This is a genomic window from Mechercharimyces sp. CAU 1602 (genome assembly GCF_024753565.1).
Lineage (GTDB): Bacteria > Bacillota > Bacilli > Thermoactinomycetales > JANTPT01 > Mechercharimyces.
Window position 1 is genome coordinate 1819759 of record NZ_JANTPT010000001.1, and the last position, 12948, is coordinate 1832706.

Below are 12948 nucleotides of genomic sequence, written 5' to 3' on the forward strand. Positions count from 1 at the left end.
ATGCTAAAATAATGAATAATGGCGAATAATGGTGGCAAAGGAGTCGCGTATGACAACAATGAATGATGGTCTCTTTTTTTTATATGATGAGCAAGAGGATACTTCAACTCGCTTTCTAAGCTTTGTTGGAAAAAGCAATCGCTTTGATCTAGCTCTTGTGCAAACAAGTCGCTTTTATGGGAAAATGATGGTGCTCGATTTACAATCAAATCGTTTTGCTCTTATTGGATCTGACGATTTGGAGGAAGAGGGAAACCTCGAGTATGCGTTTCAAATCAATCACGAAGAAGCAGATGAATTGCGTTCATTTCTCAATACTCTGCTCTAATCAAGTGCTTCTTGTTCACCTCATCGATGGACCGAATATCTTCTATGCTACTCGCTCACACTAGCGATGAGGTGATCAAAATGCATAACAAACCGTCCCCACCGCCTGAAGAGAGTAACAAAAAACGGAATAGGGATGACGAGGAAGAAAACTTCCAGGAACTAGATACTGTCATTTCACAGCGAAGTGAGCTTGTACCAGAAGAGTTTGCAGATGGTCCATATGGAGCCGCTCATAATGAAGAGCATCTGGGAAAGAGAACCCCTTGGTACAAGAATCAACACGCTTCCCCCCGCTTTACCTATGAAGATCGGCAATTCCACGAAGGTATTCCTAGACAAGATCCTGGTAGTCATCACATTCACGATGATGAGGATACGTAAAAGTACCTCATTATATAAAATGAAAGGATCTAAGCTCAGTGTTGTCTCACACTAGCTAGATCCTTTCATTTTATTTTTATATGCGCTCCTTTTTCATCTTGCGGAGAATAAAATACGAACAGCCAAAGTTACAGTACTCTGTAAGGTATTCTTGGAGGTGATGAATATTTGTCTCCCTCGTCACGCGCGGACTCCCTGCTTCATAAAACCCTTTTAATCGCAGTTGACCGTAACCCCAATCCCCCACAATATAATCGTATTTCCCTAATATCTCACTATATCGTTTATGGAAGATCTCACTTTTCCATCCTTCTTTATGATCCGTCAGCAGTTCGTATACTTGTTGTTGAATGTGTACCATACCCATCTTGTATGCCTGCTTTCTTCCGTTCTTACTTCCATAGTACCACATCTTTACCCATTTTTGATACATGCCGTTATTTTCATTATCTTCATAGCTACGCTCATCAGCGGGCACATTAAGAGACAGGAGGTGTTCATCTTGACGAAACATCGTTCACTGCTTCTGTTTCTATGCCTATCCCTCTTCGTAACTGCCTGTTCCAATCAGGCTCGCTCCAATGATAGCGATCAAGAATCTAACTATAAAGATGGGCGTGAGGATAAAAACCATGTTCAATACCTAGGGACCGGGCTAAGTAACCCCTCTCATCTGAACAAAGAAGAAAGTAAGCTCGGCTATATTCGTTTCAAAGCATCTCAACATCGGGATGATAAACAACCTGATGCGTTTATCGACCGCAACGTCCTTGCCCGTCAAATCGGAGAGTTAGTAACACGCCTATCCAAAGTAGATGAATGTACGGTTCTCGTAACAGACGACCACATCTTTGTAGGGCTAGATCACCCTACTTCAGAAAGCATAAGTGCGGCTGAACGAACGACTGCTAGTATCAGTCCTCGCTACTTCGACATCCATGTGACCGGAGACCCACATTTACGATCTAAAATGGAGCAAATCGGTGAACAAGTGAAAAAGGGTGAGACCACAAGCGAAGAAAGTGACAACATCAACGATTTGCTTCGCCAAATGGGAGATCACACCCCTCCCATTCAGCAGTAACCTCAAAAAACCAACCACTCCCTCACAATGGGAATTGGTTGGTTTTTAATACCATCTCTCGTGCTTAGCCTTCATTTACAGCAGCGATGTTTGTCTGTGCCGACTGTACTTGTTCATGCGCGTGATAGGAACTCCGTACAAGCGGACCTGATTCCACATGGCTAAATCCACGCTTCAATCCTTCTTCTTTTAACATCACAAATTCATCCGGCATATAGTACCGTACAATCTTCAAATGCTTAAATGTTGGCTGTAAGTACTGTCCAATGGTCATAATATCGACATGATGTGCTCGCAAATCATCCATAGTCTCTAAAATATCCTCAATTTCTTCTCCTACACCAACCATCAAGCTTGACTTTGTCGGAATAGAAGGTTGCATCTCCTTTGCCCGCGATAGTAATTCCAAGGAACGAGGATATTTCGCTTTAGAACGAACACGATCGGAAAGACGTCCAACCGTTTCAATATTATGGTTTAAGATATCGGGTTTCTCATCCATAACTACTTTTAATGCATCCCAGTTCCCAAGAAAGTCAGGAATCAATACTTCTACCGAAGTTCCTGGGTTACGTTTGCGGATCGCGCGTATAGTAGCAGCAAAGATAGCTGCACCGCCATCAGCTAAATCATCGCGTGCAACCGATGTGACAACAGCATGCTTTACTTCCATCTGCTCTACCGCTTCTGCCACTCTCTCAGGTTCTGCCCAATCTAATTCAGTCGGCAATCCTGTCTTTACTGCACAAAAGCGACATGCCCGCGTGCAAATATCGCCTAAAATCATAAAAGTTGCTGTTCCATGAGACCAGCACTCATATAAATTGGGGCATCGTGCTTCCTCACACACCGTATGAAGGGTCTTACTCCGCATCATTTTCTTAAGCTTGCCGAAGTTTTCCCCCGTATTTAATTTTACTTTCAACCACTCGGGTTTTCGTTGCGGTCGTTGGTGACGACGATCTTTCTTCAAGTATATTCCTCCTTGAAGGATGACTTCAGTTTTATGATACAAGTCTTATATTACCACAAAAAAGCTTTTTTCACGCTTGATAAGATCCATCGATGTTGGGCACATTATGTGTGAACCTACATTTTTTTACATCCTCATCAATACTTGACTCATATTAAAGCGGTGATATTAGCATGTTCAAACAAGGCTTTATGGTTCTTCTGTCCACTATCATCTCTTTCTCTCTGACATCTTCTGTCTTCGCAGTAGGAGAAAATGATAACAAGGCATCAAACGAAAGTGATGCACGAAAAGCGCTCTTTGAAAGTGTAGAACTCGTAACAGGAGTGCCTTGGAGTGTCTTGGCTGCCATAGATCAATATGAACGTAATTTACAACGTGTCCGCCGAGATTTGAGTGAAAAAGAGGGTCTTATTTCCATCACTATCCCTCCCTCACGCTGGTCAGGAGAATTAAATCCTGATTCTGCTGATAACGAGCCAGCATCCATTCAATTTTTCACTGGTATCGGACAAGACGGGGATGGAGATGGTAAAGCGGATCAAGGAAATGAAGTAGATGTTACCTATACTATTGCTCGTTACCTAAGCTCCTACGGGGTAACAGCAGAGAACATACGTATCGGACTTTGGCAATATTACCAACATCCCCTCGCTGTAGACATCATTACTCATATGAGTAAAGTATATCAGCAATTTAATTCCCTCGAGTTGGATGAACGCACATTCGTCATGCCTATGCGCTATAACTATACTTATCATAGTACATTTGGTGATCGTCGGGGCTTTGGTGGACTTCGTATCCATGAAGGAACAGACATTTTTGCCGATTATGGTACCCCAGTTCTCAGCCCTTGCTATGGTTACATTGAGCTGAAGGGATGGAACCGGTTCGGGGGATGGCGAGTTGGCATACGGGATTTAAATAATAACTATCACTACTTTGCTCACTTGAGCAGTTTTGACAAGAAGATTGCTCAAGGGCAAGTTGTTGAACCCGGTTCAATTTTAGGGTATGTGGGCTCATCTGGTTATGGACCTCCTGGAACCTCAGGGAAGTTTCCTCCCCATTTGCATTATGGCATATACAAATTTAATGGCAAGACCACCTACGCTTTTAATCCCTATCCTTACCTAAGAAATTGGGAACGTGCTTCCAAACGTCGTTCCCTTTAAACAAACTACCACTCCATTAAAACAAAAACACCCCCTAAGGAGCTATATCCCTTGAGGGGTGTTCATGCCATTTCTAGCGTAACACCTTATTTCGCTCTTCCCTTTTTCTTATCTGTCCGCAATGCCGATGTGAGAAAGAATAGAAACCCTCCCCACAATACGAGCGCTCCGATTAAAAACATAATCCATGCTCCACCACTCATGATGCATGCTCCTTCCCTTCCTCACGTTTGAAGGATATATCTGTTTTCCATTTCATCCCTTGTAGCACAAAGCCAAGTACGAGTGCCAATCCTAGTGAACCCAGACCAAACACAAGCATTCCACCTAAGCTACCTCCATACGGTTCTCCAGCAGAAATCTCGCCATACAAGGTTTTGGCTGCCAATCCACCTAGAATGAGGGGGGTGATAAAGAGAATCCATTTCCACCACGCACCTAATCGAATATCAGATACATAGTTGATATGAGTGTGCATGAAACCGAGTTGCTTTGTCACCCACGCGATCGCTATTACTTCTAGCAAAGCACCGATTAACAATCCATACTGATTGGTAAAATGGTCTACCACATCGAGGAAGTAAATTCCCCCTCCTGTTGAATACAACACACTAACTAAGGCAGCAATACCACAAAGCCAGTTTACAGCTTTGGTACGGCTAATCCCCAACTTATCACGTAGTGCCGCTACTCCTGGCTCCAACAAGGAAATGGCAGATGTAAGCCCTGCAAAAACAAGCGATCCGAAGAAGAGAACACCAAACAAAGAATTAAATCCTGGGAAAGCATTAATAATTTGTGGGAATACCACAAATGCCAATCCGATCGACTGCGACACTACATTCTCAACATCCGTTCCAGTGGTTGCCGCTAAGAATCCTAATGCACCAAAAATTCCGATAGCTGCTAAAAATTCAAACCCACTGTTTGCAAACGCCGCAATCAGGCCGCTGTTTGTTAGGTCTTGATCTTTCTTCAAATAGCTAGCATACGTAATCATTGTTGCAAAGCCGATACTAAGTGAGAAAAATACTTGTCCGTAGGCTGCAATCCAAACGTCGAAGTTGGTCAGCATACTAAAATCTGGGGTAAAGAGAACATTAAGACCCTCAGAAGCACCTTCTAATGTTACTCCACGAAGGGTAACGATTAAGAGCATCAAGACGAGCAGTGGCATTAGAATTTTAGCTGCTTTCTCAATACCACTCCGAGCACCTCGACGCATAATGGCGTAAGTAACTGCCCAGATAATAGCCACCGATATGAGTACTGGCCAAGAAATCGAGCCTGTCGACCAAAAAGCTTCCCCTTTTGTATCCATAGCCAAGAAATCGTTAAAGAAGAATGACTCGGTATCCGTCCCCCACTTTGTTCCAAAGGAGAAGTAACTATAACTTAATGCCCATCCAATGATAACCATGTAGTAGGAGACAATAACGAATGATAAGAGAACTTGAAACCATCCAAGCCATTCCCAATTTTTCGATAGCCGTCGATAGGATAAGGGAGCTGAACCACGAAAACGATGACCCAGTGTATATTCTAGCAATAGTATAGGAATACCCGCTGTTAAAAGAGCAATGAAATATGGAACGAGGAAGGCGCCTCCTCCATTTTCATACACTACATAAGGATATCTCCATATGTTGCCCAAACCAATCGCTGATCCAACTGCTGCAAGGATAAACCCCGCTCTACTGCCCCATTGTTCCGATTGTTGCTTCATCCAAGTCCCTCCTTATTCACCCTAACTTCAGAAATATAAGTCTCATCTTTTGATTCTTTAGATTCGGAAAATTAACTTAAAAATAGCTGATTCCACTCTCCTCTATATCTCCTCCTTATCGGATTTATAGTCTGCTTCTTAATGCAAATATATTCGTCATCTATGTGAATCTTTCCTGCTTGGGGAAGAAAGATTCACATAGAAATATATCCAATATAAAGGTAAAATTATCTATTAATATTTATTTCTCTTTCCCCAATAAGCGTAAAATCTCGTCTGGATCTAGACCTTGTACCGATTGCCCGTCGATTACGGTGACAGGAACCCCTAAGTAACCCATCGCTTCTACGTCTTTTAAATACTCTGGATAGAGAGAGCAGTTCCGTTCCTCATACTTTAAACCTTGATCATGTAAAAATCGTTTCAAGACATTGCATTCGATACAGTGGGAGCGTGAATACAACGTAATTGCCATACTACCCCTCCTTGCGGGCTTTTTTATCAATGTAATCCTTAATTCCTAATGCGCAGATTGGTAGATCTAAAGTTAATGTTTGGAATAGAGGAGACTCTTTTTCCACTCCGAACTCTCTTACGTACGAGGCGATCGATTGCAATAGTCGTCGTTCTATTCCAGCTGCTCCTTCTCCTGCCTGAAGTGCTTCAACTCCTGCTTCTACAAAACGTGGAATCCAGTAAGTTACTTCATCTAAAGCTTTATCCACCTCGTCGCTCATTCCAAAGTGCCCAAAGAAAAGCCGTTGCGGAGAAAATGAGCGAAGACGTTCTATAGAGGCTATCATAGCTTCCGGATCAAATTGGTTAGGTGATGTAGAAGGAAGAAAAAAGTCCCTTCCTTCCCCCAATCCATCCACGTAACGTACTCCCGCTGTATCTCCTGTAAATACCCCCTTTGACACGTTATCATAGATTGAAAAGTGATGTTTCGCGTGCCCTGGAGTATCGATAAAGTAGAGCTTTCTTTCCGCACCTAATCTTAATACATCCCCTTCTCCTTTAACCAGTACCCGATTTGCCTCCACGGGAAGGACAGGATCGAACAAATCATCAAAAGCATCTTGATACACTTGCCGTGCCCCCATAATCAATCTACTGGGATCTATTAAGTGTTTCTGTCCTCGCTCATGCACAATTATTTCAGCCTGAGGACAGCTTTTCATCAATAATCCTGCACCACCAGCATGATCCAAATGAATGTGAGTCACTATGATATAACGGACATCAGCCGAATCGATATCGAGACAGGCCAAACCCTTTAGCACATGAGGCACTGAAATACTAGGCCCTGTCTCAATCAATGTAACCGCTTCTTTTATTCGCAACACATATATCCCTGTGCGCTCCGGTTGATACAAGTCAAAACCATCAATCATATATAGTTGCTCATGCAGCTGCTTAGGGGTATGCTCTCTCATCTCCACTCTCCCTTTCCTTCACACAAACTACTGTTTCATGCGGGGATCAAGAATATCACGTAATCCATCCCCCAACAAGTTAAAGCCCAGTACCGTGAGCATAATTGCCAATCCTGGAAAGATCATTGTCCACGGCGCTAATTGAATGAAATTACGAGCATCCGCTAGCATTGTTCCCCATTCTGGCTCAGGAGGTTGAGCGCCTAGACCCAAGAAGCCAAGGGCAGCAGCTTCAATTACCGCAATCGCAAAACTTAATGTGCCCTGTACCATAACAGGAGTCCAGCAATTAGGCAAAATATGATGGAGGAGAATCCGTCGATCTTTCATACCGATCGACCTTGCCGCCAAAATAAAATCTTCCTCTTTTACACTGAGCACACGCGAGCGCAATAAGCGTCCAAATGTCGGAACATTAATGATTGTAATTGCGATAATCGCATTTTGTAAACTAGGGCCCAAAATGGTCACAATCGCGATAGCAAGCAAAATACTTGGAAACGCTAACAGCATATCAAACATGCGCGAAATCAATGTATCCCGAACCCCACCATAGTAACCAGCAATTAACCCCAAGATTGAGCCCACTAGTATAGAGCCTGTCACAGCGAAGAAACCTACCATCAATGAAAGTCTTGAGCCATATAAAATGCGAGTAAAAACATCTCTCCCAAGGTCATCTGTACCAAACCAATGCTCTGCAGAAGGTGCTTGCAAGCGAATGTCCGCATCGATTTCATTATATCCATATGAGCTAAGGAAAGGAGCTAAAATTGCTAACAGCACAAAAGCACTTATAAGAATTAAGCCAATCATCGCAGACTTATGCCGACGGAACGAACGCCAAAAGTCAAAGAAAGGGCGATTTTGCTGTTCTGAGTCTGGTTGGGGAGTAGGAGATGGGGTCATAGGTGTAGGTTGTGCTTCTAGTGTAGACATCATTTTTACTCCTTTCCGTACTGGATTCGTGGGTCAATGGTTGCGTAAAGTAAATCAACGATCAAATTAATGATGACAAATAGCGTGGCGATAACCAAGATACCCGATTGGATCACCTGATAATCTCTCGTTCCTATCGCTTCATATACATATCGACCAATTCCTGGCCAACTAAAGATCGTTTCTGTCAGAATAGCGCCCCCTAAAAGGAGTCCCATCTGTACACCGATAATTGTCAATACTGGAATAAATGCATTTTTCAATGTATGTTTATACACAATCCAAAATTCTGACACTCCTTTAGCACGGGCCGTCCGTATATAATCAGATCGCATCACTTCCAACATGCTAGAGCGAGTCATGCGCGCAATCATCGCCATTGGAATGGTTGCCAATGCTACTGCAGGTAGCACTAAGTGCTTCCAAGCATCCTCAAAAACGTACCAGTTTCCCGTAAGAAGCGCATCTAACGTATATATTCCCGTAATCGGATCAAACAGCGTACGGGCATCTAATCTACCATTAGAGGGAAGCCACCCTAATTCCTGTGCAAACACCCACTGTTCCAATAAACCAAGCCAAAAGACCGGCATTGAAATACCTATTAGTGCAATCAACATCGCAGAGTAATCTAACCATGAATTTTGTCGCCATGCCGATAGGATCCCTAAGTTCATTCCGAAAAAAGTGGCCAATGCCAATGCAACAAATGCCAATTCTGCCGTTGCCGCCAAATAGGGGAACATTTCCTCTCCGATATCCCGGTTAGTCAAGTATGATTTTCCTAAGTCCCCTTGAAATAAATTTTTTACATAGTCCACATACTGCATCACCAATGGTTCGTTTAAGCCTAGCTCTTCACGCACTTCCGCAATTTGTCCAGCTGTCGCTTTCGTGCCTAAAATTGCGCGAGCAGGATCACCCGGAATGGCATGTACAATTGAGAATGTAAGGAGCGATATGCCGAACAGTACTGGGATGAGTTGTAATAATCTACGGATGGTGTAGCTCAACATTTGGTTAAATCCTCCTTTGCTCAATCACAAAGAGGTGGCACGCGATTGGCGCTTGCCACCCCATCCTTTAGTACTTACTTTTCAATCGAGACATTTTCTAAACTTTCACTTCCCGTCGGATGCGGTATAAACCCTTTCACGTACGATTGGGATGCAAGTGGTGGTGTAGAATGAACCATAGGAACCCAAGGAGCATCTTTTTTAATCACTTTTTGAGCTTCTTTATACAATTTGGCACGTTCTTCTTTGTCAGATAAGCCTTGCGCTTTTGACAAAAGTTTATGCAATTCTTCGCTTTTATAAAATGCGATGTTCCCCGCATCAGGACCTTTGGCATTCGTTTGATCCAACAGAACATACAAGAAGTTGTCTGGGTCACCATTATCACCCGTCCAACCTAAGAGTGCAGCCTCATGTTCACCCTTACCGGTTTTCTCAAGATATGTTTGCCATTCCATGCTGATAATCTCTACTTCAATCCCCAACTTTTCAAAATCAGCACTTAAATACTCAGCAATTTTCTTACCATCCGGCATATATGGACGTGGCACTGGCATCGCCCACAATTCCATTTTAAAGCCATCTTCGTATCCTGCTTCTTTTAACAATTTTTTCGCTTGGTCAAGATCATACTCGTAATCAGTTATCTCATCATTATAGCCCCACAATGAAGGTGGCATTGGATTTTTTGCTGGTTCAGCCAACCCATTGTAGAAGCTTTTGATCAACCCTTCTTTATTTACCGCATGGTTGAGCGCCTGGCGCACTTTCACATTATCAAAAGGTTTCTTTTCCGTGTTAAAAGCAAGGTAGCCAACATTCATAGGTGGACGGGTATAAAGACTAAGTTTGTCATCATCTTCAATCGATTGGGTTGCATCAGGATTTAATCCATCCATCAAATCAATATCCCCTGATTTTAATGCTGTCAGTCTCCCTGCATTATCTGGAATAGAACGGAAGATAACTCGATCCAGAGATGGTTTTCCTTCATCCCAATACTCCGTATTTTTCTTCAACGTGATGCTATCTTCTTTCTTCCATTCTACAAAGGCGAATGGACCTGTACCAACTGGATTTTCACCAAACTTCTCAGGATCTTTCTTTACTGCTGTGGGTGAAGCGATCCCAAAAGCCGGCATTCCTAGGTTATTCAAAAACGGACCTTGAGGCTTCTCTAATGTAAATTCAACGGTATAATCATCCATCGCTTTTACGCTTTTAATGACGTGGCCTTCATCCCCTTTATAACCACCAAACATATATCCGTAGTAAGGGAATTCTCCGCCCTTATGATATTCGTTATTCTTATCCATCCAGCGGTTGAAGTTGAACACAACGGCTTCTGCATTAAAGTCGGTGCCGTCGTGAAATTTTACACCTTCACGCAGTTTAAATGTCCAGGTAAGTCCATCTTCCGATGGTTCCCATTCCGTCGCCAATCCAGGTTCTACTTCCGTGTTTTCTTTCTTATATTTCACCAGTGTCTCATACAAATTTTGTGTCACTTTAATCGATTCACCATCTGTCACCTGAGCAGGATCCAATGAATCAGAGTCTCCCCCACGCCCAAATACCAGAGTGCTTCCTTGATCCGCTTGTTGTTCAGAAGAGCCGCACGCGGCTAGGATGGTGGAAAGAATAAATAATAAGGCAAGCGTTATGATCAGATGCTTTCGTCTCGGCATAGCATACTCCTCCTTAAATTCTCTATATTATTCAGTCTGCAAGAACAGCTAACATCATACCTACTTTGGTCTATCCTTTGTTTTCCCCAACACCTCCTTTACGGCTACAGCAAGTGACACGCGGCAAAATGCCCATTGCCATGATCCTTGAACTCTGGACGGGTGGTGCGACAAACTTCCATCACATGGGGGCAACGCGGATGAAAAGCACACCCATTCGGTGGATCAGCCGGGCTTGGTACATCCCCTTGTAAAATAATTCGCTCCGACTTAGCCTCCGGATTGGGGATCGGGACGGCTGATAACAATGCTTGCGTATATGGATGTTGGGGATGATCGTACAGCTCATCGCGGTCTGCCAACTCCACCAAACGCCCCAAATACATGACCCCAACTCGATCTGCGATATGGTGTACCACACTAAGATCATGGGCGATAAAAAGATAAGTTAGGGCATACTTTTCTTGCAAATCTTCCATCAGATTAAGTACTTGGGACTGTACCGACACATCTAGCGCTGATACTGGTTCATCTGCTACGATCAATTTGGGATGAACACTCAACGCACGAGCAATTCCAACCCGCTGTCGCTGACCACCACTAAATTGATGTGGATATCGGTTAGCATAATCACCTTTTAATCCAACTACTTCTAATAATTCTCGCACGCGTTCCTGTCGCTCTAACTGATTAGCCCCCAATCCATGCACCTTCATCGGCTCTTCTAAGATGCTTTTAATCTTCTTCCTTGGATTGAGGGAAGCAAATGGGTCCTGAAATACCATCTGCAGGTTTCGTCTCTGCTTTCGCATCTCCTCCGTATTTAATCCCATCAATGAGATGCCATCAAATTCAATCTCTCCGCTAGTGGGCTCGATCAATCTCATCAACGCCCTGCCTGTGGTGGACTTTCCGCAGCCACTCTCTCCCACTAAACCCAATGTTTCTCCTGAGCGGACGTTAAAGGATACATCTTCAACTGCTTTTACTTCTCCAACCTTTTTCCCCCATATACCTCCTCTAATAGGAAAGGACTTCTTGAGATTACGAACTTGCAAGAGCGTTGCTGATTCCATTTTTGTCTGCTTCCTCCTCTGCTCCATATAACCAACAGCGACTATAATGTTGAGTATCTGATTCAATGAGTGGTGGGGCTTCTTCAATGCACTTACTCATCACATGTTCGCAACGGTCGGCAAAACGACATCCCGTTGGCATCTGAATAGGGCTTGGCACTTGTCCCGGGATAGAGTACAAGCGCTCGCTCTTCTTGTTATTAATATTCGGAATGGATTTTAGTAGCCCTTGTGTATATGGATGAGTAGGCTTTTGAAAGAGCTGCCGACTTTTCGCCTCTTCCACGATCTGTCCGGCATACATCACCACGATGCGATCACACATCTCTGCCACAACACCCATATCGTGTGTAATTAGCATGATAGCGGTTTTAAATTCCTGATTTAACTCACGCATCAAATCCAAAATTTGCGCCTGAATCGTTACATCCAGTGCAGTGGTTGGTTCATCAGCAATTAACAATCGTGGCTGTAAAACCATCGCCATCGCAATCATCACTCGTTGTCTCATGCCACCAGAGAGCTGGTGTGGATACTCCTTTAAAATCCCTTTACGTGTGATCCCGACTTTATCCAACATTTCCAGCGCACGTGCACTCGCCTCTCGCTTAGACACCCGTGTATGTATGCGAATCGTTTCGATCATCTGATCACCAATCGTAAACACAGGGTTAAGAGAAGTCATTGGTTCTTGAAAGATCATCGCGATCTCATTACCGCGCAATGCGCGCATTTTTCTATCTGAAACTCTCGTTAAATCTTCATTATTAAAGCGGATCGATCCCGTTATCTCACCTGGTGGTTGCGGTACCAAGCCCATTATCGAAAGAGAGGTAACACTCTTTCCACACCCTGATTCGCCAACAATTCCGACGATCTCAGTCTCTTGCACAGTTAAATCCACACCATCGACAGCCTTCACTTTCCCCTTGTCTGTATGAAAATGGATCCCTAGCTGCGAAATTTTTAATAGTGCTTGCTCAGACATGTCGATACACCTCAATTAAACAAAAGTCTTATAGTACTGAAAGAAAATATGATATGAAATAGTCTATTAACTATTATTTATTCGATATAACTTATAAAAACCCTTCCTCTGATGAATAATTTTTTCGATCTCCTTT

General features: G+C 43.3%; 15 protein-coding genes. 4 read left to right on the plus strand and 11 right to left on the minus strand.

Annotated features, from left to right (window positions below):
- The first annotated feature begins 58 nt into the window (after positions 1 to 58).
- Complete coding sequence (locus NXZ84_RS09415; RefSeq protein ID WP_258840380.1) at positions 59 to 328, plus strand: DUF3055 domain-containing protein; 270 nt, start codon at positions 59 to 61, stop codon at positions 326 to 328.
- A gap of 80 nt (positions 329 to 408) precedes the next feature.
- Positions 409 to 711, plus strand: coding sequence for a hypothetical protein (locus NXZ84_RS09420; protein WP_258839997.1), 303 nt, complete (start codon positions 409 to 411; stop codon positions 709 to 711).
- Positions 712 to 787: 76 nt separating this feature from the next.
- Here the strand turns inward: NXZ84_RS09420 and NXZ84_RS09425 are convergent, their stop codons facing one another.
- Positions 788 to 1225: a YutD family protein gene (locus NXZ84_RS09425; RefSeq protein ID WP_258839998.1), complete on the minus strand. Its 438-nt coding sequence runs from the start codon at positions 1223 to 1225 to the stop codon at positions 788 to 790.
- Between NXZ84_RS09425 and NXZ84_RS09430 the strand changes: the two genes are divergently transcribed.
- The gene (locus NXZ84_RS09430; RefSeq protein WP_258839999.1) at positions 1214 to 1795 is read left to right on the plus strand and encodes a YhcN/YlaJ family sporulation lipoprotein; all 582 of its coding nucleotides are present in this window, start codon (positions 1214 to 1216) and stop codon (positions 1793 to 1795) included. The genes NXZ84_RS09425 and NXZ84_RS09430 overlap by 12 nt on opposite strands.
- A 64-nt stretch (positions 1796 to 1859) precedes the next feature.
- Here NXZ84_RS09430 and lipA read toward each other — a convergent pair whose 3' ends face one another.
- Entirely contained in the window at positions 1860 to 2768 is a 909-nt protein-coding gene (lipA, locus tag NXZ84_RS09435; RefSeq protein WP_258840000.1) for a lipoyl synthase, read from the minus strand.
- Between the two features lie 173 nt (positions 2769 to 2941).
- On the opposite strand from lipA, the gene NXZ84_RS09440 reads away from it, so the two are divergent.
- A complete protein-coding gene (locus NXZ84_RS09440; protein WP_258840001.1) occupies positions 2942 to 3943 on the plus strand; it encodes a M23 family metallopeptidase in 1002 nt (333 codons plus the stop codon).
- Between the two features lie 86 nt (positions 3944 to 4029).
- Here NXZ84_RS09440 and NXZ84_RS09445 read toward each other — a convergent pair whose 3' ends face one another.
- The 9 genes from NXZ84_RS09445 to NXZ84_RS09485 form a co-directional block, all read right to left on the minus strand.
- Positions 4030 to 4146 carry a MetS family NSS transporter small subunit gene (locus NXZ84_RS09445; RefSeq protein WP_258840002.1) on the minus strand — a complete coding sequence of 39 codons (117 nt, stop codon included), beginning with the start codon at positions 4144 to 4146 and terminating at the stop codon, positions 4030 to 4032.
- Positions 4143 to 5669: a sodium-dependent transporter gene (locus tag NXZ84_RS09450; RefSeq protein WP_258840003.1), complete on the minus strand. Its 1527-nt coding sequence runs from the start codon at positions 5667 to 5669 to the stop codon at positions 4143 to 4145. Before NXZ84_RS09450 ends, NXZ84_RS09445 begins: the two co-directional genes overlap by 4 nt.
- 241 nt (positions 5670 to 5910) lie before the next feature.
- On the minus strand, positions 5911 to 6144 hold the full coding sequence (locus tag NXZ84_RS09455; RefSeq protein WP_258840004.1) for a glutaredoxin family protein: 234 nt from the start codon (positions 6142 to 6144) through the stop codon (positions 5911 to 5913).
- A 1-nt stretch (position 6145) separates the two neighbouring features.
- Positions 6146 to 7105: an MBL fold metallo-hydrolase gene (locus NXZ84_RS09460; RefSeq protein WP_258840005.1), complete on the minus strand. Its 960-nt coding sequence runs from the start codon at positions 7103 to 7105 to the stop codon at positions 6146 to 6148.
- 27 nt (positions 7106 to 7132) lie between these two features.
- Positions 7133 to 8044 (minus strand): ABC transporter permease, encoded by a 912-nt coding sequence (locus NXZ84_RS09465; protein ID WP_396654017.1) that lies wholly within the window; start codon positions 8042 to 8044, stop codon positions 7133 to 7135.
- 5 nt (positions 8045 to 8049) lie between these two features.
- Complete coding sequence (locus NXZ84_RS09470) at positions 8050 to 9060, minus strand: ABC transporter permease (RefSeq protein ID WP_258840006.1); 1011 nt, start codon at positions 9058 to 9060, stop codon at positions 8050 to 8052.
- 74 nt (positions 9061 to 9134) lie between these two features.
- Entirely contained in the window at positions 9135 to 10748 is a 1614-nt protein-coding gene (locus NXZ84_RS09475) for an ABC transporter substrate-binding protein (RefSeq protein ID WP_258840007.1), read from the minus strand.
- A 104-nt stretch (positions 10749 to 10852) separates the two neighbouring features.
- Entirely contained in the window at positions 10853 to 11824 is a 972-nt protein-coding gene (locus NXZ84_RS09480) for an ABC transporter ATP-binding protein (RefSeq protein WP_258840008.1), read from the minus strand.
- Complete coding sequence (locus NXZ84_RS09485; RefSeq protein WP_258840009.1) at positions 11793 to 12812, minus strand: ABC transporter ATP-binding protein; 1020 nt, start codon at positions 12810 to 12812, stop codon at positions 11793 to 11795. The genes NXZ84_RS09480 and NXZ84_RS09485 overlap by 32 nt, the downstream gene beginning before the upstream one ends.
- Between the last annotated feature and the right edge of the window lie 136 nt (positions 12813 to 12948).

Bases quoted from the DNA above. Each gene is read 5' to 3' on its own strand.
- NXZ84_RS09450 (WP_258840003.1), bottom strand. From the start codon at position 5,669: ATGAAGCAACAATCGGAACAATGGGGCAGTAGAGCGGGGTTTATCCTT.
- NXZ84_RS09480 (WP_258840008.1), bottom strand. From the start codon at position 11,824: ATGGAATCAGCAACGCTCTTGCAAGTTCGTAATCTCAAGAAGTCCTTT.
- NXZ84_RS09485 (WP_258840009.1), bottom strand. From the start codon at position 12,812: ATGTCTGAGCAAGCACTATTAAAAATTTCGCAGCTAGGGATCCATTTT.
- NXZ84_RS09420 (WP_258839997.1), top strand. From the start codon at position 409: ATGCATAACAAACCGTCCCCACCGCCTGAAGAGAGTAACAAAAAACGG.
- NXZ84_RS09445 (WP_258840002.1), bottom strand. From the start codon at position 4,146: ATGAGTGGTGGAGCATGGATTATGTTTTTAATCGGAGCGCTCGTATTG.
- NXZ84_RS09470 (WP_258840006.1), bottom strand. From the start codon at position 9,060: ATGTTGAGCTACACCATCCGTAGATTATTACAACTCATCCCAGTACTG.
- NXZ84_RS09415 (WP_258840380.1), top strand. From the start codon at position 59: ATGAATGATGGTCTCTTTTTTTTATATGATGAGCAAGAGGATACTTCA.
- NXZ84_RS09455 (WP_258840004.1), bottom strand. From the start codon at position 6,144: ATGGCAATTACGTTGTATTCACGCTCCCACTGTATCGAATGCAATGTC.
- NXZ84_RS09460 (WP_258840005.1), bottom strand. From the start codon at position 7,105: ATGAGAGAGCATACCCCTAAGCAGCTGCATGAGCAACTATATATGATT.
- NXZ84_RS09440 (WP_258840001.1), top strand. From the start codon at position 2,942: ATGTTCAAACAAGGCTTTATGGTTCTTCTGTCCACTATCATCTCTTTC.
- NXZ84_RS09465 (WP_396654017.1), bottom strand. From the start codon at position 8,044: ATGTCTACACTAGAAGCACAACCTACACCTATGACCCCATCTCCTACT.
- NXZ84_RS09475 (WP_258840007.1), bottom strand. From the start codon at position 10,748: ATGCCGAGACGAAAGCATCTGATCATAACGCTTGCCTTATTATTTATT.
- NXZ84_RS09425 (WP_258839998.1), bottom strand. From the start codon at position 1,225: ATGTTTCGTCAAGATGAACACCTCCTGTCTCTTAATGTGCCCGCTGAT.